The 23,582-nt window shown below is 45.9% G+C and carries 16 protein-coding genes; 10 read left to right on the top strand and 6 right to left on the bottom strand.

Going from position 1 to position 23,582, the window contains the following annotated elements; all coding sequences use genetic code 11:
* Positions 1–53 precede the first annotated feature (53 nt).
* Positions 54–977 carry an AraC family transcriptional regulator gene (locus IEY67_RS18065; protein ID WP_122373958.1) on the bottom strand — a complete coding sequence of 308 codons (924 nt, stop codon included), beginning with the start codon at positions 975–977 and terminating at the stop codon, positions 54–56.
* Positions 978–1,141: 164 nt separating this feature from the next.
* Between IEY67_RS18065 and IEY67_RS18060 the strand changes: the two genes are divergently transcribed.
* The gene (locus IEY67_RS18060) at positions 1,142–4,468 is read left to right on the top strand and encodes an SUMF1/EgtB/PvdO family nonheme iron enzyme (protein WP_122373957.1); all 3,327 of its coding nucleotides are present in this window, start codon (positions 1,142–1,144) and stop codon (positions 4,466–4,468) included.
* Between the two features lie 35 nt (positions 4,469–4,503).
* Positions 4,504–5,349: a beta-propeller domain-containing protein gene (locus IEY67_RS18055; RefSeq protein ID WP_229801123.1), complete on the top strand. Its 846-nt coding sequence runs from the start codon at positions 4,504–4,506 to the stop codon at positions 5,347–5,349.
* Between the two features lie 29 nt (positions 5,350–5,378).
* Here the strand turns inward: IEY67_RS18055 and IEY67_RS18050 are convergent, their stop codons facing one another.
* From IEY67_RS18050 to IEY67_RS18040, 3 genes are read right to left on the bottom strand one after another with little or no spacing between them, the layout of a single operon-like run.
* Positions 5,379–6,680: a sensor histidine kinase gene (locus IEY67_RS18050; RefSeq protein ID WP_122373955.1), complete on the bottom strand. Its 1,302-nt coding sequence runs from the start codon at positions 6,678–6,680 to the stop codon at positions 5,379–5,381.
* A gap of 11 nt (positions 6,681–6,691) precedes the next feature.
* A complete protein-coding gene (locus tag IEY67_RS18045) occupies positions 6,692–8,071 on the bottom strand; it encodes a sigma-54-dependent transcriptional regulator (protein WP_122353934.1) in 1,380 nt (459 codons plus the stop codon).
* Between the two features lie 29 nt (positions 8,072–8,100).
* Complete coding sequence (locus IEY67_RS18040) at positions 8,101–9,585, bottom strand: TolC family protein (RefSeq protein WP_122373954.1); 1,485 nt, start codon at positions 9,583–9,585, stop codon at positions 8,101–8,103.
* 744 nt (positions 9,586–10,329) lie between these two features.
* Here IEY67_RS18040 and IEY67_RS18035 point away from each other — a divergent pair.
* Positions 10,330–10,605, top strand: a complete 276-nt coding sequence (locus tag IEY67_RS18035; protein ID WP_122353936.1) for an HU family DNA-binding protein — start codon at positions 10,330–10,332, stop codon at positions 10,603–10,605.
* Positions 10,606–10,799: 194 nt separating this feature from the next.
* On the opposite strand, the gene IEY67_RS18030 is transcribed toward IEY67_RS18035, so the two are convergent.
* Both IEY67_RS18030 and IEY67_RS18025 read right to left on the bottom strand, forming a co-directional pair.
* A complete protein-coding gene (locus IEY67_RS18030) occupies positions 10,800–13,568 on the bottom strand; it encodes a family 78 glycoside hydrolase catalytic domain (protein ID WP_183670957.1) in 2,769 nt (922 codons plus the stop codon).
* A 35-nt stretch (positions 13,569–13,603) separates the two neighbouring features.
* On the bottom strand, positions 13,604–16,411 hold the full coding sequence (locus IEY67_RS18025) for a glycosyl hydrolase (RefSeq protein ID WP_183670959.1): 2,808 nt from the start codon (positions 16,409–16,411) through the stop codon (positions 13,604–13,606).
* A 237-nt stretch (positions 16,412–16,648) separates the two neighbouring features.
* On the opposite strand from IEY67_RS18025, the gene IEY67_RS18020 reads away from it, so the two are divergent.
* From IEY67_RS18020 to IEY67_RS17990, 7 genes are all read left to right on the top strand, one after another.
* A complete protein-coding gene (locus IEY67_RS18020; RefSeq protein WP_183670961.1) occupies positions 16,649–18,295 on the top strand; it encodes an alpha-L-rhamnosidase-related protein in 1,647 nt (548 codons plus the stop codon).
* 40 nt (positions 18,296–18,335) lie between these two features.
* Positions 18,336–18,845, top strand: coding sequence for a DUF2867 domain-containing protein (locus IEY67_RS18015; protein WP_122353944.1), 510 nt, complete (start codon positions 18,336–18,338; stop codon positions 18,843–18,845).
* 164 nt (positions 18,846–19,009) lie between these two features.
* Positions 19,010–20,098, top strand: coding sequence for an SMP-30/gluconolactonase/LRE family protein (locus tag IEY67_RS18010; protein ID WP_183670963.1), 1,089 nt, complete (start codon positions 19,010–19,012; stop codon positions 20,096–20,098).
* A gap of 18 nt (positions 20,099–20,116) precedes the next feature.
* A complete protein-coding gene (locus IEY67_RS18005) occupies positions 20,117–20,500 on the top strand; it encodes a Lin0368 family putative glycerol transporter subunit (protein ID WP_075556422.1) in 384 nt (127 codons plus the stop codon).
* Positions 20,497–20,976 carry a Lin0368 family putative glycerol transporter subunit gene (locus tag IEY67_RS18000; RefSeq protein ID WP_122353947.1) on the top strand — a complete coding sequence of 160 codons (480 nt, stop codon included), beginning with the start codon at positions 20,497–20,499 and terminating at the stop codon, positions 20,974–20,976. The genes IEY67_RS18005 and IEY67_RS18000 overlap by 4 nt, the downstream gene beginning before the upstream one ends.
* 17 nt (positions 20,977–20,993) lie before the next feature.
* Positions 20,994–22,517, top strand: a complete 1,524-nt coding sequence (xylB, locus tag IEY67_RS17995; RefSeq protein ID WP_183670965.1) for a xylulokinase — start codon at positions 20,994–20,996, stop codon at positions 22,515–22,517.
* Between the two features lie 20 nt (positions 22,518–22,537).
* A complete protein-coding gene (locus tag IEY67_RS17990) occupies positions 22,538–23,572 on the top strand; it encodes a zinc-dependent alcohol dehydrogenase (RefSeq protein ID WP_183671150.1) in 1,035 nt (344 codons plus the stop codon).
* The last annotated feature ends 10 nt before the right edge of the window (positions 23,573–23,582 follow it).

The raw sequence follows: 23,582 nt of genomic DNA, 5'->3' as shown, positions 1-23,582 counted from the left end.
ATAATCGCCTACTTTATTTCAAATAGTTTCTCCCTAACGGAACATTAGTTTCATCAGGGAGAAACTTTTGTTTCATGCCTAAGATGATTATCCGATTTCAGTGCATTGAATTGTCTCAGGCGGTACTCTCTCGGAGAACAACGGATCATCTTCGAGAACAAACGGGAGAACTGGGACAGATTGCTGATCCCTACTTTTTCCGCTATTTCTACAATCGACATGTGGGAAGTAAGCAATAAAGTCTGCGCCCGCTCGATCCGTTTCATCTGGATATATTCACAAGGGGGCATACCGACTATCCGTTTGAACACTTTGGAGAAATGGTCAGAAGTAATGCACATCAGATCGGCTAGGGTTGAAACGGAGATACGTTGCTCCAAATTTTTATTGATATACTGTATTGTCACATCCAGCTTCTCATACAGACTGTTCCCTTCCGGCAAAAGCAGGCATTCTTCTGTTATAAAACGGGAAAAGAGCTGTAACAGGATGCCGCTGCTCTCCACACGGTTGGAGAATGTCGAAATAGAAACACCATCTTCTTTAGCATAAATATTCCGGTTGTTATCATACTGTTTCGGGTCCACCGCCGGTAACGATTTATACGGATTAAGAGCCAGAAAACGTTCCATCAGGGAATAATCCATCGCAGTGGCCTCCACCTGCAAATTCATTTTCATAGGATTACTGATACCTTTTCCTCCAGTCGTTTCATCGAAAAAACAGATATAATAATGTTCCATGAAATCGTCACACTCATAACTATGGAATGCAAATTTAGGTATCAGGAACAGTTGGCCGGGCAGCAATTCATATCCTTTCTGGTTGATATAAACCTTCCCTTTTCCTTTGGTAATCAGGTAAAGCCTATAAAACGGACTGATAACATCCTGATAATTCCACCAGGTTTCCACCCGGGAATGATCGGCATAAAGCAAAGGCAGTGACAAGTCGTACGGAGAATAAGAAACAAGCATATCAGATGTTTATTAGTTAACCGTCGTAAATATAGGAATTAAATTCAAATCACAATATCGGATTATGCAAAGTATTCGTCTTATTTTGTCAATGTTTGGAAAAAGAGAAGCTTTATTTTTGTAACTACTAAACTTCATCTTATATAACATAATTCTAACACACTATGAAACGGATCATTACAGCACTGATCATCTTTTCCGGACTATGTAGTCCGTTGCTGCTTTCAGCACAGGATTCCTGGCAAGGCCTGATCGACCGGCTTACTTATTATTCACCGGAAAAATACAAATCAGCAATAGATAATCTGAAGAAGAAATATCCCGACAGCTATCGTCCGGATAAAAGCTGGGAAAAAGCACTCGAAGAACTGAAGACAGACAAAAAAACACTGATCAACGGTTTGAAGGCCAAAGACCCGAAGGCTGAAAAACAAGCTCAGAAGTTATTGAAACAACTGGACGCAGCCCTATTGGCAAACCCTCTTCTGGCAGATAAGCAAGTGATCGCAATCCGCAGGACACTCGGCGAGAAGGCACGCAAAGCCATGAGTGGCGAACTGGGTATCGCCCCCTCCAATTTCCAGAATAACTCCGAGATATGGAATCCTAAAACAGGTTGGACCAACGAGTTTGTCTCGCTTACCATCAATCCCGGCAAAATCAAACAATCGACCTTATACAAACCGGAAGCGGGAATGATCGTTACCGATCCGGAACCTTATTTCGACGGAAAGAAACTGATGTATTCCTCTATCGGCTCCTCCGACCGCTGGCATTTGTTCGAACTCGACATCACAACAGGAAAAACCCATCAACTAACCCCGGATACATATAAAGATTTCGACAGTTTCGACGGTTGCTATACACCGGACGGACGTTATATTTTCTGTTCGACAGGAACCTTCCTGGGATTGCCTTGTACGGATGGAGGAAATAAAATGTGCGGATTATTCCTGTATGATCCGAAAACAAAACAAACCCGCCAGTTGACATACGACCAGGACAGCAATTGGGGACCGGTCATGATGGACAACGGCACCGTGCTCTACCAGCGTTGGGAGTATGCAGATCTGCCCCATTCCAATTCACGCCTGTTGTTTACCATGAATCCGGACGGTACCACGCAATCGGCTTTCTATGGTTCCAACTCCTACTTCCCGACTTCATTCTTCAATGCCCGCCCCATACCAGGACGACCGTCGGCCGTGGTCGGCATTGCCTCCGGTCATCACAGCGTTTCACGTAGCGGGCGCATGCTGATTATCGATACCAATAAAGGGCGTCACGAAGCGGACGGAGTCGTTGCCGAAATCCCGTATGCCGGTAGAAAAGTGGAAGCAGTCGTTCGCGACCGCCTACCCGACGGTATATGGCCGCAGTTCCTGCAACCGTATCCATTGAACGATACATACTATCTGGTTTCCATGAAGGAAAATCCGGAAAGCCTGTGGGGGCTTTACCTGGTCGACACGTTCGATAACCGTACTCTAATTGCCGAAGAGGAAGATGTAGCCTACCTCGAACCAGTATTGATGGATAATCGTAAATCACCAAATGTAATCCCCGACCGTATCAATCTGGCATCTTCAACTTCCACAGTTTTCCTGCAAGACATTTATGAAGGTGAAGGACTAAAAGGTATTCCGCGTGGTACAGTAAAGAAACTACGCATCGGTTCTTTCAACTTCAGCCCGTGGGGTCAAGGCGGATTGCTGGGCACCATCGGTATGGACGGACCGTGGGACATCAAACGGATCCTGGGTGAAGTGGATGTCGAAGAAGACGGCTCGGCCATGTTTACCATCCCCGCCAATACGGCCGTATTCGTACAACCGCTGGATGCAGAGGGAAAAGCATTACAGGTCATGAGAAGCTGGTTCACCGGAATGCCGGGCGAAACAGTCTCTTGCATCGGTTGCCATGAGGAAAAATCGACAATAGCCATTCCGAAACGGACGAAAGCATCCCTGCAAAAACCGCAGGCCATCAAAGAATGGTACGGGAAAGAGAGAGGATTCAGCTACCGTCACGAAGTACAGCCTGTTTTGGATAAATATTGCATCTCCTGTCACAATCAGGACAAACCCGGAAAACCATACCTAAAAGGAGATAAATGGATCGATGACTGGACTTCGGACATATCGGGAAGAGCCTGGAAGAACGGCGGACATTTTACACTTTCGTATGCCAACCTGCATCGTTACGTGCGTCGGCCGGGTATCGAGAGCGATATGCACATGCTGGTTCCGATGGACGTACATGCCGATCAGACCGAACTGATGCAGATTCTCCAGAAAGGCCATTACGGTGTCAAGCTGGACAAAGAGTCTATGGAGAAGCTGGCCTGCTGGATAGACTTCAACGCACCTTTCCACGGACGCCGTTCTGACATTCCGAAATTTGAAGATACAGAAAAGAGCAATGAATTGCGCGAACTATACCGCGAAATGTTCGGTGCACCGGAGTCGACCGCTGAATGGCTGCCGGAGATTCCACAGAATATCGAACCGGTCCGGTTTGAGAAGGAACAGAAAGCTATAGGCGATACCTTACTAGAGAAATGGCCGATCTACAACCCGACAGAAAAAACATATGCACAGTGGGGAGCAACCCATCAGAAACAACTAAATCTAGGGAATTTCCAGAAAAGCATTCCGCTGGGTAACGGCATTACTTTGGAACTGGTAAAAATACCGGCCGGTTCTTTTATTATGGGAAGCAACCGGAACCCGGACGAACTGCCGCAAACGATCGTACAGATAGACAAACCTTTCTGGATGGGACGTTTCGAGATAACGAACGCACAGTTCAGAGCTTATAACCCGGCACACGACAGCCGCGACGAACATCGCCACGGTTACCAGTTCGGACGGAAAGGTTATTCGATGAATCATCCGGATCAGCCTGCCGTACGCCTCTCCTGGCAGGAAGCAATGGACTATTGCAAGTGGTTATCCGAAAAGACCGGTATGAAGTTCTCCCTTCCTACGGAAGCGCAATGGGAATGGGCTTGCCGGGCGGGAAGCGACACGCCTTTCTGGTATGGTGACATGTCGGCCGATTTCTCCCGTTATGCCAACCTCGGAGATATCAAACTGAAAGAATTTGCCGCCTGTACCGCCTACAAATTCTATGAAAGTGCTATGGTCATTGAGAATCCGAATAAATACGACGACTGGATTCCACGCGATACGACTTATAATGACGGAGGATTTATTTCCGAACCGGTAGGGCGTTACGTCCGCAACCCCTGGGACCTGTTCGACATGCACGGAAATGTATGGGAATGGACCTTATCTTCCTACCAGCCCTATCCTTACAATGAAAAGGACGGGCGAAACGAAACCGTTTCAGAAAACGGTAAACGGGTTGTTCGTGGCGGTTCCTGGTACGATCGTCCTTACCGCTCGACCTCGTCTTTCCGTCTGCCATACCGTGAATATCAGAAAGTTTACAATGTAGGATTCCGTGTAGTAATGACAGAAGAATGATATACCGATATTTCAGATACTTGTTTTTCATAGCAATGATTAGCACTTATTGCTCATGTAATGACACCAGAGAAAAGCTACTCGTTTCCGGCTGCGGCTGGAAACAGGTAGCGATTCTCGACAAAAAAACAGGAGAGATCGAATGGAGCCATCCGCTGGCAGCTCATGAGGATTGCAACGATGTTGAAATAACCCAAGAAGGGAATATCTTCTATGCCTATACCTCCGGTGCCCGGCTGATCAACCGTGAACAGCAGACGCTGTGGGACTTCAAGGCCAAGAAGGGGGAAGAATTATTTACTGCCACCCAATTGCCGTCCGGCCGTTATATGCTGGCTATCTGCGGTACACCTTCCCGAATCATCGAACTCGATCCGCACGGGCAACCCGTAGAAGAAATAGAGTTCGATACCAGTATTACCGGCGTACATGACCAATTCCGTCAAATTGTAAAAACACCTCAAAACACCTATCTGATACCGCTAATGGGAAAAGGAGAGGTTATAGAAATGAATAAGGAGAAAGAGGTCATCAACAAGGTCGAGTGCGGAGGAAATCCTTTTGCTATCCAGATATTGAAAAACGGGAACTGGCTGGTTTCATGCGGGGATGCGCACTATTTCGTCGAGATTGCCCCGGAAAGCAAACAGATTGTCAGGAAAGTCGGAAACGATGACCTGTCAAACATCTCTTTATTATTCGTAGCTGAACTGGTTCGATATAAGAACGGGAACACATTGATAAGCAACTGGAACGGACATAGCCAAGATAAATCGCAACCTTTGCTGATAGAAGTCGATCCGGATAACCGGGTCGTATGGACGCTTCCCCTTCATCCGGATATTGTGAACATATCGGCTGTTTATTCTTTTAAAGAGTAGAAAGCCTCCTGTCGATCGAGTAAATAATCTTATTCGAAAAGGATACGGAACCGGGTCAGGCCATCCGTATAGGTACGAAGGGAGAAAGAACAATTCTGCTTCTGTAGTACCTCGCGGATAAAGATCAACCCGATGCCCTGTCCGTTGGGTTTGGTAGAGAAGAAAGGACTGAACAGTTTCTTTTCAGTCTCTTTATCTATGCCCTTACCTGTATCGGTAATTTCCAGACAGACCGGATTGCGTGAAGTACGAATATAGATCTGGCCGTCATGTCCGATAGACTCCGCAGCATTCTTGATAATATTGACCAGGACCTGTTCGAAAAGCGAACTATCCAGCTTCACAACCGGAGAAATTTCATCCAGTTCCATGATGATCCGGATATTACGATTCTGACAGATCGTTTCCATAAACCGTTTACAGGAAGTCACCACTGTATTCAATTCATGGTTACGCAACTGCGGCTCCGGGATACGCACGACATCAGCGAAGTTCGTTATGAAATGGCTCATGCTGTAACAACGTTCGATAGAGACGCGTAACACGTCGCATATATCTTCCGTGTTTTCCATCTCGCTGAAAGTCGACTCCAGGGTATCCAGGGTAGAAGTGATGCCTGCTGTTGTATTGTTTACCTCATGCGCAATCATACGGATCACCTTTTCGTAGGCTTTCTTCTCTGCCTTGAATACCTCCTGTGTCAGTATCTCCACCAGATAAAACGAATGATGAAATCCCCTGTCCACAAAAGAAGAATGCGTACATTTATATATATTGGCATCATTCAGGCGGACAGTCTGCGATTCATACAAAGGGATGCGCGCCAACTCCACTGCCAGCGGAGAGTCTATTTCTGCAAAAGATTTCCCGGCAAAATCGACAGACGACGGTTGACCGAACATCATACGGGCCGACAGATTAAGCGAAATGATCTCACCGTCCAGGTTCAGCATGATCACACCCATAGGAGATGCGTTGATCAGCAAATCCAGGAAATGATTCTGCTCCCGCAGATGCAGACGCTCGTTCTTCAGCTGTTCCATCATCTTATTGAAAATATCCACGATACGGTCGGCTTCCTTCTGTCCGACGCGGCTCAGACGGGAACTGAAATCCTGTTCTTTCAGCAACTCCATACCATTACCGATAATATCCAACGGTTTGATGATGCGGCGATAAAAGAGGAAAAGATACAGAATAGTTATCAGGATAAGTCCCTCTACAAGGAAGAACAGGGCAGAAGATAAATTGTAGAAGACATAATAAGTAATCACTCCTAAAATAGTCAGCAGTAACCCTGTCAATATCCAAAACAATCCTTTGACCTTCATCTGAATATCATTTACTTATCGGTAGGTATTCCATATTTTTCCAGCCTGCGGTACAGGGCCGCCCGACTGATGCCCAAAGCGGAGGCGACATGCGAAAGATTCCCTTCATGTGTTTCCAGTGCCTGCAAGATGGTCTGTTTTTCTATCTCATCCAATGTCATTCCCTCGAAATTGACGCTTCCGCCTTTCCGTACCGGCTGGTTATTACCCAGATTCAGACACTGCCCTTCAAAGTCGGAAACATCCAGCAACGATTTGCCGGATACCAACATGGTCCTTTCCACCAGATTCTTCAACTCACGGATATTTCCCGGATAAGGAAGACGCTGCAGAAAACCGACGGCATCGGAAGAGAAAGAAACTCTCGGCAAACCGTTTATATCCGATTGCTTATCCGCAAAATAACGGGCAAGCAAAGGAATATCGTCTTTTCTTTCACGAAGTGCAGGTAGATGAATGGTGATCAGGTTGATCCGGTAGAACAGATCCTCGCGAAAAGTACGTGTTGCCACCATTTCCGGCAGATTACAGTTAGTTGCGCTGACCACCCGGATATCGACCTTGCGGGGACGGCTGTCACCCAGCACTTCAAATGTCTGATCCTGCAGCACACGTAATAGTTTTACCTGGCAAGACAATTCCAGGTCGCCTATCTCATCCAGAAAGATAGTTCCCTTATTGGCCATTTCAAAACGTCCTGTACGGTCGATATAGGCATCCGTAAATGCTCCCTTTTTATGTCCGAACATCTCACTTTCAAAAAGGCTTTGCGACAGTCCACCCAGATTAACCTTTACGAAGGCTTCTTTCATCCGCGGACTATTGGCATGGATCGCTTCAGCGATCAACTCCTTCCCCGTTCCACTCTCGCCGGTGATTAACACGGAAGCATTCGTTGGGGCTATACGTGAAACAGTACCCAACACCTCCATCAAAGCATCACTCTGGCCGATTATCTTTTCAAAGTGGAATTTATTATCGGCATCACTCCGGTTCAGGGGCGAATTCTTTTCCTTTTTCTGTTCATTCAACTCAAGCGCCGTACGGATCGACTTCAGCAACACGAGGTTATTCCAGGGCTTGGTGACAAAATCGAAAGCTCCTGCCTGCATACCTTGTACAGCCAGTGAGATAGACCCCCAGGCAGTCATCAATATAACCGGGACGTCCGGTTGAAATATCTTTACTTGCTTTAATAACTGTATTCCTTCTTCTCCCGTCGTAGTCAAGGTAAAGTTCATATCCATCAAAATCAGCTGCGGCGCTTCCCGGCGGACGATAGCCAACGCTTCATTAGGCCCCGGAACAGCTTCCGGTTCAAAGCCTGCCCGCTTCAACAAAAAGGTAAGCGAAGAACGGACAGCAGCGTCATCATCAACAATCAATATCATATAGGTTTCTTTTTGGATTTGTAAAGATACTATTTTCTGACGATATCCTCAAAGTCTGCATCGAGATTGCGATCGTTCAGGAAATCATAAAGTGTCACACTACGGACATTATAGAAATAACTCCAGAACCCGTACAACTCCTGGATATGTTTCTGTTTTGCCTCGTCTTTCGATTGTTGGGCGTCATTCAGGTCAAGGATATTAATCTTTCCGATCATAAATGTTTCGATAGATGTCCGGTAACGCTTCTGGGCAATCTCGTCCGCCTCTTCCGCTATTTCCAGCTGGGCAGCCTGATTATTAAAATTCTCCACCAACAGGAAGATATTTTGGTTGAAGGTCATCTGGTCCTGCCGGTTTTTGGAGAGTACGACTTCGCGGTTGGACTCGGCTACCTTTACTTTACCTTTCCGCTTCCCCCAGTCCAGCAAAGGAATACTAAAACCGACCTCGACCACCTGATTGTCTCGCAACGGATTATAAGCACCTCTGAAGTCACTGTCTTTTCCCGTATATCCTACAGACGCAAACAGATTGATATCGCGACGTTTTCCTTTCGCTGTCGCTACAGCATAATCGGCTTCCAGTTGTTCGCGTAAAATACGTTTTGCAAATGAGTTGTTTTCCTGCGCCTTTTCCAACACTTCCTGATATACAAGGCGCATATTCGGTACCGATTCAGGAACGACAGGTTCTATCACATCGTCCTCGCTCAACCCGAGGAAAGAGCGCAACTGGAACATCTTGGCATTCAGATTGGACTGTGCCTCCGTCAATTTACCCTTTGCCTGCAATGCCGACAATTTCAATTGCATCAGTTCACTTTCGGATATATGTCCGATCTTTCGTTTGGCGATGGCAATATCATAGAGTTTGTTCGCATTATCCAGATTCTGGACAGAGGTTACCAGATTCTCTTTTGCCAGCAACAGGTTGAAGAAATAAGCGATCGTAGAGATCGTTACACCTTCCACACTTTCGATATAGGCAGCCTTTGCCTCCTGGTAACGGACAGGCTCGATCCGGCGGTTCCATTTCTGGTCGTTCACTCCGAAGATCGGTTGCGTCAGGGTCAGGCCGATCGGTACACTCATATATTCATTGAAAGCTCCATCTCCCAATTGGCGGGAGAAATTAAGGGAAGAATTCAACGATATTTTGCCACCGGTCAAGGCTATATTCTGGTCGACAGAGATCGCACCGCTCATCGACAGGTTATTATCCTGCACAAAGGCATAGGTTCCGTCCGACTGCTGGTAACGGGTATATTGCTTGCTGTAACTAGGGATCGTTCCTTTAAAATTGACCTCCGGCAACTGGTCGGCTACATGGGTACGGTATTCCCAGTAGGACGTTTTCAACTCATTCAAAGCGACGGCGGCATCTACAGATTGGTGTTGTGCCAATGTGATCGCTTCTTTCAACGTCAGATGGACAATATTATCTTGTTCTTCGGCTCGCAAACCAAAGCTTGTCAGCAATAAGTAAGTAATGGCTATATAGATCTTTTTCATCGTAATATATGTTTTACCCAGCTATAGGCAAAAGCTATGCCAAAAACTTATACCATTGATTATCTGCCCTATACAAACAAAAGAAGTGTCCGATAATGAACAGTCTGTCCGATAATGAAGTCATCGAGGGAATAGGACGTAGTTCGTTAAGAACTAAGGAAAATTCAGTAAACTACATGCTATTTCATAGGGAGAGTCCTATTATCTTCTCCTAATGGTAATAAAGAGGTGTAAGAGAAAGAGGTTCCAGCTAGATTGTGACATGGTAGTGACACTATAATGGCCCAGTTGTGCCACTAGGGTGGCATTACAGTGCCACTGCTATGCCACTACCTTTAGCATATAATGAATATTACATCTCTCTATCAGAGGAAACATAATTTACTTCTACCTCTTATTCATTCTTATATGGTACTTCAATAGAATCCGGATTCTTCTCAATAATCATTGGTACGAAGGACTTAACGAAGCATATGAGATGAATTTTAGCTGATATTTGATTGTGGATCCTTTGTATTTGTTATCTTTGCCGACATAAATAACAAAGTTCTTAACGAACTCCATTAAATTCAATAAACCTGTTTCACGTAATGAGAATAAGTTCATCGCATCCAAATTACAGATGCTGACATTGATTTCAGGGATATTATTCGGAAATAAAGATACTCTGCTTCTACCGCAGAATACTATTTCCGATCAAGTATCCGAAACAGTTGGATCAAAAATGATTTAAACCTGCGATATATGAATAAAAGTAAATTGATCGAACAAATAGCAACAGATACCGGCATGACAAAAACTGATGTAAAAGCCGTGATCAACTCCTTTATAGACAATGCTACGGAAGCATTACAGGATGGTGACCAGGTCGTATTCCAGGGATTCGGAACATTTCTTCCCTGGCAACAGACCGAACGGCCTGCCCGGAATCCCCAGACAGGAGAACCGGTGATGATCAAGCCGCGTACATCTGTCAAGTTCCGCGCAGGTTCAGATCTGTTAAAGGCTCTGAACAAATAATCCCAGGAAACTTCAGTATAACTATTCAACCAGCTATGGCTGTCTCTCCTGTGAAAGAAGATGATTTTTTTCTATTTACGGGAATGTCTAAAATAATTATGACGTCCTCAAAATGTTTTTGAGGACGTCATAAACAACTTTTATTGATGAAGAACATATCATCTATGTTCTATAAACCGGATCATATTTTACGATCACCTATTTTCCACCACAAATTTATAATCTCCCGATCCTACCTCCATACAGGAAAAACCATTGTCATATCCAAGTATTTTCATATCAGACACCCCCTTCAGGGAGCTGCCGCTTTCTGTTATCTTCGAATCTGTCGACGAGGGAAGATATATTCGCGCAGTTGTATTAGCAGGGACTGTTACCTGAAGTTCAAAGATATCCCCTTCCTTCTTCCAATTACTTACGATTGTTCCGTTTACAGATTCATAACTGCAATTTACCCACGAAAGATCGCCGGCCGGTTGCGGCTTGATCACAACTTTACTGAAACCGGGAGCCCCCGGGGTGATTCCTCCCAAAGATTGATACATCCACTCACCTACACTACCGAACATCGGATGGTTTTGTGAAAAGACATTATCCGAATACCTCCAAGTTTCCCACAATGTAGTTGCACCGGATTCCAACATATGGCCCCAACCCGGAAAGTCTTTCTTGGTCGCCATCTCATAAGCTATATCATTTCGGTTGTTTAGGCGCAAAACCTCAAAGACGGCGGGAACTCCGAAAATACCTGAAGCGACATGCCCATCCCATTTATCAATTGCTTGTAACAGGACATTGAAAGCTGTAGCCTTTTCATTTTCAGGAATCAAGTCATAGAACAAGGCAAAAGCTTGCGCAGCCTGGGTACAATTACCGACTTTTCCTGTACCGGCCTTCAGAAACTCTTTAATAAAAGCCTCCTTTATCTCTGAGGCCAACTGAGTATATGTCTGAACATCTTTTGTCCGTTTCGTCAGAGAGGCAAACTCTGCCAATAAAATCACATGATGATAATAATGAGCCGTTGCAAACAATGACGGAATACGTTCCTCAAGACTTTCATGATCATTGATACATCCTCCTATCCTATTCCCTTCTGCCTTCGAACGGAGAAATTCCACCTGTCTACGCAAAGCAGGGTAAAAGTCTACGATAGTTCGCAGATCACCATAATATTCGTATAACTGCTTCTGCATGAAAGCAAAAGCCAATTGCCAGCCAATCGGACCAGAATCGTCTCCCAACCCCTCTGCTGCAATTCCGTTATAAGGAGCTGTTTCCGTTATCCCACCTTCAGGGCGTTGATCGTTAGCAAAGTCTTGAATCGCTTTTCGATAGAAATTCTCCATATCATAGAACCAGCAGAAAGCCCTGGCTGTACCGACAATATCACCGCCGTAACCGAACTTTTCGCGTGCCGGACAATCAGACTGCACGCTGAATAAATTACTGTGGAATGTATAGTCAAGTACTTTATCCAAACGATTTAGCATCGGGTTAGAACATTCGAAACGCCCTGTCTTCTGCAAATCTGCACTCAAACGAACTCCTTCAATATCTGCCAGAGAGGGCCGACCGGGCCACCCGGTTATTTCAATATACCGAAAACCATGAAATGTAAAGCGAGGCGACCATATTTCCTCATCTTCGCCCTTCAAAACATAAACATCTTCCTGCCAGGCAGTCTGAGGTTGTCCGGGCATATTCCAATTGGCATTCCAGACTTTCTTCTGTTGTCCGGCAACCGAGGTCATAACATTCAAACTACCATCCGAATAGACATCTTCTCCGTAACGAATTTTCACGGCTGTTCCTTTCGGACCTTTGACTTTAATACGTGCAACACCGGCAAAGTTCTGTCCCATATCGAATATAAACTCTCCCGGACGGCATTCAGTCATTCTGACCGGTTTTATAACTTCAAGAACCCGGACAGGTGGCTGCATCTGGGCACTCAATTGTCCGGTCGGTATTTCCGGTACCAGTATAGCCTGTTTCCAATTGGCGTCGTCGAAATCCCCGGTATCCCAACCTGGAATCTCGTGACGGGCATCATAATGTTCGCCCAGATAAACATTGTTACGCATAATCGGACCAGTTGCTGTTTTCCAACTTCCATCCGTACATACAGTCTCTATAGAACCATCTGTATACTGAACACGAAGCTGTGCCTTCAGACAAGGCCGACCGATAGTCAGATATTCTCTTAAAGGCTGAAAAATACGGATAGGTAGCGGATTATAGAATCCGTTTCCTAACATAACACCGATCGTATTCTTTCCGGAGGCGATCAATGAAGTAATATCATACGTACTATATAATATTTGTTTCCCATAATTGGTCCAACCTGGATCGAGCACATGGTCTCCGACACGTTTTCCGTTCACACTGGCTTCATAATATCCGATACCGGCTATATATAAACGAGCTTCCTGCACCGGTTTACGTAATTGGAAATCTCTACGAAAGAGCGGGGCAGGATCATCCTTATAGAAATCCTCTTCCTTTTCCGGTGCTTTGGAACCGTCCGCGATCCACTCAGCTTTCCAGTCAACCGAAGACAACATGGCTGTCTCCCACCAAGCCGCCCGACTCCAATCGGAAACCTCACCGTCCTGATTATAAACACGAACCCGCCAATAGTAACGGGTAAAAGGTTTTAACTTTTTACCTGAATAAGTGATATTCACATTCTGTCGGCTATCGACCTTTCCGCTTTTCCAGACCAATTTCCTTCCATGCTGAAGATCATCTTCATTCAAAGAAACCTGTATCTCATAAGCCGATTGCATCTGATTGCGAGCTCGTGACTCCAATTGCCATCCAAGCACTGGGGTTAGGGCATCTGTACCTAATGGATTTTCCACATACTCGCAGGTCAGTTTCTTCAACTGTAACGGTTCGGCACCTGCAAGCCAGACAAAACCAGCCAAAAGACAGATCAAAAGTCCTGTCCTTCTCATATTCAATTTGCTATTCATATCATCTATACATATTACTACATTAGTTTAACAGGTCCCAACATACCCGTCGGTGCCCATTTCTGATAATGTGTCCATGCCTGTCCGATCTTATTTTCAGGAGTGGCTTTCAGATAATTACCCACAGTAGTCGTAATCTTTACCTGTATCGACTTAACCGGAGCTTTCGCCAGATGTTCCGGCAACTGATACACTCGGTTACCATACCATTTGTTGCCTAAATTCTCTCCGTTCACACTGACTTCCGAGACACCGTACACCTTCCCTAAATCCAGATAATAGAATCCTGCCGCATCATTTACCGTCTTTTCATAATACAGGTTTCCGGCAAACGACTGCGTTTCCGGACTGGCAGAGAAGTCTACCAATGTATCCAGTTCCCTCTTGGTCGATTCACCATTAATATGTGCCATTCTCACCGACCATCCGCTCAGTTCCTTAGGAGACGAACTTTGAAGAGGTACAGCCGGAATGGAAAGCTTGGCTACCTTTATTTCCTCAAAAACAATCAGTTTGGAATCTGCCGGTCCCAGGTCTATCAGTAAAGCAGAGTCGGCAGAAACAGGATAAGGAGTCCGTTCGCCTGTTTCCGGATTCCACAACCAGGGTGTTTTTCCGTTAGCTGCAAATGTTGCCTTTATCCGTACCTTATCTTCCGGATTACAATTCGTGATGAAGTAAATATCCTTATCCTCCGTTTGATGACGGATCTGACTCACATAGGGACTCGGTGCATCTATTTTCATATAAGGAACGATACCGCACTGCTGTTGTACCTGACGGAACCACGGCACCATCTCTGTCGGTGCATCCACGGTAAAGACTTGCGACGGATAGGATTCTTTGATACGACCGATCGCTTGCTTTACCCTCTCGTCGTTGGCCTGATGATCTTTAAATCCCGGAGACTTGTAAGGCTCTTTTCCGACAAAGATCAGTTTACCTCCGGCCTTTACAAATTCAACCAACGCCTCAGCCGTTGCCGACATCATCGATTCGACTTCCAGTAATAATAAAGTATTATATTTTCTTTTATTAAATACCAGATTTCCTTTCTTGAAACTACTCTGTTGAATAACATTTTCACTTATATAGTCGCAACTATTCCCATTCTGATGGATCGCTTCCCATACCTTATATTGATAAGACGGATAAAGCAGGCCGGGGAACGGATCACGCTGCGGTCCGTGTATCGTCCACATGTCTGCCAACGGATGCATCACAGCAATATCGGCAAAAAAGTCCGACTCCTGAAGTACAGTCGACACACGGGTCTTGTAGGTCGCCCACAGGTTGAAATAAGGCCACCAGCTATTACGTTCATTCAAGAATGCCCCATACATGATCCAACCGGGAAACGGAACTTCCAGAGGACTATAGTTGAAACCATGCAGTATCGAATGGGTGACACCGGAAAGATTACTCTGGTCGCCTGTCATCTTAATTTTTTCCAACGTGGCATTAAAAGCATTATTCGTATTGGTGATCTCCTCACAACTAACCAATCTTTTTCCTGAATAATGAGCAGCAGATGATACGAATTTATTCACGTTCGTATCCGTCGGTGATTTGACGAAAGCATCCTTATCACAACTGTCTGCATTCCAGAACCAGGTTTCACATTCGGGTATATCCACTTCAAACGATGCTTCCAGCGGATGGAATTCGCGTCCATAAGCCTGAACCCTCGATTTGAAATTATATTTATTACACCATTGTGTATAAGGTTTCAGGAAACGATCCCGGACAATATCCATACAGGTTACAAAAAAGTCATAACGAACGCGGTCGACCTCTTCTTTCGCTTCGCCGGACAACTTCGTTGCCGCAGCTCCCTCGATCGCATGCCCCATATGTCCGACTTTATACAGGATGAAAGGCAGATAAGGAGTAACATCATACCCTCTGCGCTTTTGAAACTCATCGGTAAAATCATGACACCAATTTGCTCCTTCCAGCTCCATGCTGTCGCAGAACATGGCACGGAATCCTTTCAATCCTTTGATAGCAGGAAACAGATTATCCGACATGCGGTTCAGGAATTTTTCCACTGCCACCTGATTATAATGGTTTAATACGGGACCGGCGGCACCGGGCGCCCCATTGATCACAGCCTGGAATCCGATAACCTTCACCAAGGCATAGAGAATATACTCTCCTTCCGGCAGCTCCACAGTGATTATCTCCGCCCCCTTCTCAAAAGGAATATCTTTTCCGGTAGAGAAAGTGTCCATTTCAAGAGGAGCCAGACAAAGCGCATGCAATTCACTGGTCGAACCTTCATATCTGGAACCGACCTGCGGAGATGCTTCCTTCAGCAAATCTGCTGTTTTCAATTGCACCTTTCCGGGACCTTTTACTTTTTGGGCGGTCTGTGTCATCAGTTGGGTCTGTTCTTCCGGTTGCAGGAACTCTCCTCCGAAAGGCCATCCTGACCCAACAATAATATCGCAGATCATTCCTCGTTCCTCCGCTCCGGCCAAAGCTACTTTTACCATTTCGATCCATTCGGGACTTAACCATTCCAACGAAGGAATACCCAGATCATCCCCTCCCGGGAAACGGATCGGGTTGATCTCGACCCCTCCGATACCGGCAGCTTTCATTATATCAAGCTCCCGTAAAATTTCTTTTGCCGTCACTTTATCCCCATTCCACCACCAACGGACAAACGGTCTGGAAGTAACAGGCGGATTCTGAAACAGCATAAACAAACTGTCTCCTTCATTTTCTCTACTGTCAATAAATCGGCATCCTTGCATAAAAGGAATTCCCAGTACGGATACCACACTCGACTTGATAAAGGTTCTTCTTGAAAGGCTCATATTCACATGTGTATTGATTAGCAAAAAGTTAGATTTGTAAATGTAGAAAAAAACTTTATAATAAATACGCTATACGAACACGAAAAGGATAAAATCAATCAAACTTTATCACCGTGTCATTTTTGTAACATTTAATATCAATAATACAACATGCATCCACCTGATAAACGGTAATTTTATCCGCTATTTCAAGAAAGAATACTTTTGACGAAACACTTACTCATAATCTACAGAAACATGAAAACGACCCTAAAAAGACTTCTCTTAAACTGTTTACTTACCAGTTGTTTCATAACAGCCTACGGACAAGACTTTTACGCACCCCAACGTGCTTCCTGGGCTGAAAAAGCAAAACAAAGTATTCCAAGGCTGACCGTTACCGAAAAAAAGCCTGTCGCCCTGGTCAATATAGTTAAAGATGAAACAGCATTTCAACAATATAAAGCAGTTCAGACTGCCCCTATACACAAACTATACGACAGTTCGTTTAAAGAGACAAAGTCCGTTATCGTAGACTTTGGGGAACATATAACAGGAAGTTTCAGCTTCAGTACAGACTTGTTGAGAGCCGAATCCGACGCACCTGCCCGTTTCAAGCTGACATTCGGAGAAGTACCGTCGGAACTGGTCACACCTTTCGATCCCTATCAGGGAGGACTCAGCCGTGCATGGTTACAGGATGAGGTTGTTACCGTGATGACGATGCCTGCAACAATGACCATTCCCCGCCGCGTCTCCTTCAGATATGTAAAAATAGAGTTGATCGCCACACCTCCCGGTTATGATTTCTGTATTTCCGGAATGAAATGTGATGCGGTGACTTCGGCTGTCAACACACCTGAAGAGTTATCGGCAACCACACCTCAACTGTTCAAGGATATAGACAGGGTTAGCCTGAATACATTAAAAGAATGTATGCAAACCGTTTATGAAGACGGTCCTAAAAGAGACCAGCGCTTATGGCTGGGAGACCTGTATCTGGAAGCATTGGCAAACAATTATTCTTTCAAACAGTACGACCTGACCAAACGATGCCTGTATCTGCTTGCCAGTTTAAGCGAACACAACGGAAAACTGAATGCGACTGTTTTTGAAGCTCCGGAACCGAAGCCCCAGGCCAAACAACATCTATATGACTATTCTTTCCTGTTTGGCGTGACCCTCAAAGACTACTTACTGGAAACCGGAGACAGGGAGACAGCGGAAGACCTGTGGCCCGTCGTTAAAAAACAACTGGAATCGGCCTACAAATATCTACAGGACGACGGAATGATGAATTACGAGCAAGCCTCCCGTGAATGGTGGATATTCTTCGACTGGAAAGATGGGTTACATCGGGAAGTAGCATTCCATGGCGTTACCATTTTCGCATTCCGGGAAGCCTACGAACTAGCACAACTGCTGAACAAAGAAAATGAGGTATCGCAATTACCGGAGCTTATCAAAAAAATGAAAAAAGCAGTCCGCAAGCATTATTATAATCCAAAAACAGGACTGTTCACCGGCATACTGAACGACCAGGTATCGTACGCCTCCCAGATCTGGATGGTATTAAGCGAAGTACCCACACAAAAAGAAGCCCAAAGGGCATTAAGGGCTTTGAAAACGACAGAAAATGTATGTACGCCGGGAGCACCTTACCTCTTCCATTATTATATAGAAGCCCTGATCAAATCGGGATTGAAAGAAGAAGCCAAAAAAGAAATGGCGGAATACTGGGGCGGAATGATCCACAAAGGGGCTGATACCTTCTGGGAAGTCTATGATCCCCGGAATGAATACCTGTCACCCTACAACTTCTATCCGGTTAATAGTTACTGCCATGCCTGGAGTTGTACCCCTACGTATTTCATTCGGAAATATCCGGAAATATTTCAGAAATAAGTTATATTTGTCTCTGTTCTAACTGAAATACAGAAACATTATGAAAGTAAGAAATTCTACTATTCCTCCTGATAGCCTGATAAACCAATATCTTCCGGCTAATTATTCGGACTCATTCGAATGTGAAACAGACTCGGATAAAAAGATCACGCCGGACGATATTCAGGTATCATTCTGGACAACTATGCCTGGCTGGGTGAATCAGCTGTTCAAACTACGGAATCTACTGGTAAAGCCATTCGGCTTACAAGCCGGAGAAGGAAAGATTCAGGAGTTTAAAGAATGTATCCGGTCAGGAGGCAATTGTAGTTTTGCCAGTGTCACGGACAAATCCCCACAAGAAACAATTGTTTGTCTCGACGATAAACATCTCTGCGCTTATTTATCCATCCATATAGAAAACCTCGAAGGAAATCGTAAAAAGATCAGAAGTATTACCGTTGTACATTTCCATTACTGGCTGGGATATGTTTACTTCTATACTATATGCCCTTTTCATTACCTGGTTGTCAGAAATATGCTCAGATACACATTGAAAAAGTTGATATAAGCAAGTTTGCGATTGATTTTTGAATACATTTGACCGATTACTGAAACCTTATTACTACAGGATTATATTCCTTTGCCAACGAAAAAATGAAAAAAACAACAGATAGCTTTAAGGGATAACCCTCCTTTTTGAGTCTGACTAATATATCAACAAATCTATATATCATGAAAAATGTGTTTTTAATGTCTATCTTATTATCGGTCTTATTCGGTGCTTGCCACAGGACTTCTCAAAAGAATGCCGCTACGGTAGCCGATGTTACCACCATGCAAAAAAGCGAACTGTTTATGATATTGCCGGACGATTGCCCGACACCCGACGGTATGGCTATTGCCCCGAACGGTGACCTCATCCTGGCTTGTCCCAATTTTGCAGATCTGTCAAAACCGGCCTGCCTGATGCAGATTACCAAAGAGGGAAAAATCAGTAAATGGATGGATGTGCCCGTATTACCGGAAACGGGGTGGGCCGCACCCATGGGAATCACTTTCGATGACGAGGGTAACCTTTTCATTTGCGACAACCAGGGATGGAGCGGAGCCGAAAAGGCCAAAAACAAAGGGAGAATACTCTGTTTAAAATTAGACGGGTATAAGCTGAAAGAAGTTATTGAAGTAGCTTCCGGCATGGAGCATCCGAACGGAATCCGCTTCAGGAACGGGAAATTATATGTAACCCAAAGCTCCTTGTCTTCCATCCAGGACCCGTCCGGTTTGCTGGTCAGCGGTGTATATTGTTTCGATAAGAATGATAAAAATATAAAGATCACCAATACCCGGGAAGATAAAAACCTGATCACCACCGTCATTACCAAGAACAAAGATGTACAGTACGGACTGGATGGCATCGTGTTCGATAAGGAAGGTTATTTATATGTAGGCAACTTCGGTGACGGTACTATCCACCGGATAACAATGGATGGCAACAGCAATGTAACCAGTAATGAGATCTGGGCACAGGACCCTTCACAGTTACGTACCACCGACGGGATGTGTATCGATGACGACGGAAATATCTGGGTAGCCGATTTCTCCGAGAATGCTGTCGCCCGCATTGATAAAGACGGTCGTATTCAGCGTATCGCCCAGAGTCCGGATTGCGACGGAAGCGACGGCGGACTCGACCAGCCGGGAGAACCGATCGTATGGAACGGCCAGGTAATCGTTTCCTGCTTCGATATCGTAACAGGCCCCGACAAAGTAAATACCGGACACGACAAGCCTTTTACACTAGCTAAATTGCAACTTAACTAACAGATTAACCATAATATCATGAAACACTACTTATCTACATTTGCCGGATCGGCCATATGCGGAGGTTTTGCTTTCGGCATCTGGCCGGAGCTTTGGAAGACCTACGGCCTCATGGGAGGATGGCTGGCGGCTACACTTATCATCGGGATCATGTGGTACATGAACCATTACAACGGAGCCATATTAAACCCGGAAGGAAAGATATGGCTGGACCAGGGATGGTGTATCGGTTCCGCCGGTATAGCCTGGGGGATCGTCCGTTTCCAGGGCGACATCACACAATTCTTTCTGGCGGCTCCTACCCTGCTTTGTTGTCTGATCGGGGGAGCTTTGGCCGGTCTGACTATCTGGGCGATGCGTTCGTGCGGTAACCGCCTGTCAAAAGAGGAGGAGGCAGTATGAGCGAGTGGTTACAGACTTACAATGAACTGTTCGGCATGTACAATGCCGGTATCATCACCAGCATATTCGGTTCTTTCGCCGTCACATTCACGGTTATATTCTGCTGGCCTAAACTGGTCAGGGACTTTGGAGCAAAGGGAGGCTTTATCGCCGCCGCATTAATCATAGGAACGTTCTGGCTCGTCAACCATAAATTGCCCGGCTTCGGTTTCTCCACCGGGCTGGCTCCGGATGCAAACGGACTGCCGATGCAATTCAGCCTGATCCATCAAGGTGCACGCGGAAGTGCCCCCTGGGTAGATATGGGTTGGGCCATTGCGATGGGATTTGTGGTTTGCGATACGCTCTGCGCCCCGAAAGGCCAGCGTCTGGGCTTATTGAAAGAAGCATTCCCGCGCTGGGTGGTTATCATAGCCGGAGGGATCGTTGGAGGTATTCTGGTCGGACTGACCGGATATACGAATGCTGCATTATAAATAATATTCTATAGACCATGTCAAAATACGTTATTGCACACGACTTAGGCACGAGTGGCAACAAGGCGACTTTATTCAACGAAGAAGGTATGCTGGTCGCCTCCTATGTAGCCTCTTACCGTACCGATTACGCTGCCGGCAACCGGGCGGAACAAAATCCTGCGGATTGGTGGAAAGCGATCGTTGAAACGACCCATGCGCTACTGCAAATCGTTTCGCCGGATGATATTGCCGGGGTTGCCCTGAGCGGACAAATGATGGGCTGTTTATGCGTCGATAAAAAAGGAAATCCGCTTTATCCCCACCTGTTGTATTGCGATCAGCGTTCGCAGGAGGAGGAAGCGTTCCTGGCCGGAAAGATCGATCCGCTTCATTTCTACGAGATAACAGGCCATCGCATCAGCGCCTCTTATTCGATAGAAAAGCTCATGTGGATACGGAAACATCTGCCGGAAGTATTCGCGAATACTTACAAGATGCTCAATGCTAAGGATTATATCAATTTCCGTCTTTGCGGTACGATTGCCACCGATCCGTCGGATGCATCCGGTACGAATGCCTACGACCTGAATCGCTGGGCCTGGAGTGAAGAGATCATCGAGGCAGCCGGACTGGATATTTCGCTGTTCCCGGAAGTACGTTCCTCCATCGACGTGATAGGCGAGGTAACGGAAGAAGCAGCCAAAGCTACCGGACTCCGGAAAGGGACACCGGTCGTTTGCGGAGGCGGCGACGGCAGTTGTGCCGGAGTAGGCGTTGGCTGCGTAGCTCCGGGAACATCTTACAACTACCTGGGATCTTCCTCATGGGTAGCCCTGACTGTAGAAAAACCTGTTGTCGACGAACAGCGGCGCACGATGAACTGGGCGCATGTCGTTCCGGGCATGCTTCATCCGTCCGGCACCATGCAGACGGCAGGAGCTTCCTATAACTGGATGGTTCAGCAACTGTGCCAACAGGAACAGGAAGAAGCCAGACAAAGGAAAGGAAATGTATACGAACTGATCGACGAACAAATCCGGAAATCACCGATAGGTTCCAACAAGCTGCTGTTCCTACCCTACCTTATGGGCGAACGTTCCCCACGCTGGAACGTAAATGCCAAAGGAGCCTTTATCGGACTGACCGTAGGACATACGCATGGAGATATGCTTCGTTCCGTCATGGAAGGTATCACCTTGAACCTGGGACTTATCGTGAATATATTCCGTAACCACGTGCCGGTTGAGAATATGACCGTGATAGGCGGCTGTGCCAAAAATCCGATCTGGCAGCAAATGATGGCTGACATCTACCAGACAGAAATAAAAATACCGAACTATCTGGAAGAAGCCACCTCGATGGGTGCCGCTATCCTGGCCGGTATCGGAGCCGGACTGTTCAAGGACTTCAGCGTAACCGACCGCTTTATCCATATCGATAAGAAGATCACCCCTATCCCTGCCAATGTGGAGAAATATCAGGAATTAATCGGAGTATTCGATAAAACATACGACCATTTGAAAGAGGTCTATACCGACTTATCGAATTTAAACCTATAAGAAAGAATATGAAAGGACAAATGAAAAGCGTAATCGCAACAGCTCCCGGCGTAGTAGAAATCCGGGAGATAGATATACCGGCTATCACGCCGTATCAGGCTTTGGTGAAAACCGAGATGGTAGCCTTGTGTAATGCAACCGACAGTAAACTGATTTCCGGGCATTTCCCCGGAGCAGACCAGTTCCCAATGGCTCTGGGACATGAGAATGTTGGTATCGTAGTGGAAGTCGGGGCTAAAGTTCGCAACTTCCGTGTGGGTGACAGGGCCATCGGCGGGTTGAATGCTACTTTTACAACTCCTGGATTGAACAGTGCCTGGGGAGGCTTCAGCGAATATGTTGTCGTGAACGATTTCGAAGTGTTACAGGAAGAAGGCCTCGCCACACCGGAACAGGGTTGTTGGGACAGCTTTGAAATTCAGAATGCCGTACCTGCCGATATACAGCCGGAAGAAGCGGTAATCGCTTGTACCTGGCGTGAGATAGTCGGCGCATTTAAAGACTTCCGTCTGGCTCCGGGCAAGAAAGTAATGGTATTCGGTGCCGGTCCCGTCGGGTTGAGTTTCGTCAAACTGGGCAAGTTGTTCGGCTTAGGACAGGTGGATATCGTCGATATGCTTCCCGCCAAGCTGGAACTGGCCAAACAGATGGGAGCAGACAACGGATATACTCCGGCAGAAATCGCCACCCCTGAATTTATAGCCGCTGCCAACCGTTCGTACGATACGATCATCGACGCAGTAGGTTTGCCATCCATCGTTAACTCGGCTCTACCGCTTATCAAAATGGCCGGCGACATTTGCGTCTACGGTGTAATGACCAAAAATCCGACAATCGATTTAGATCAGGCTCCATACAACTTCAACCTCTACATCCACCGCTGGCCGACCCGCTCGGAAGAGAAACGGGCCATGATCGCACTGACCGGATGGATACGTGAAGGCCGTCTGTCTGCCTCCGACTTTATCTCCCATCGCTTTAAGATTGGACAAATAAACGAGGCTCTGGAAGCCGTAAAACGTAACGAAGTAATAAAAACAGTATTAACATTCTAAACATCATTTA

The sequence above is a fragment of the Parabacteroides faecis genome, from assembly GCF_014647375.1.
Taxonomy (GTDB): domain Bacteria; phylum Bacteroidota; class Bacteroidia; order Bacteroidales; family Tannerellaceae; genus Parabacteroides; species Parabacteroides faecis.
The sequence above is the reverse complement of the archived record's forward strand: the minus strand, read 5'-3'. Positions and strand labels throughout refer to the sequence as shown.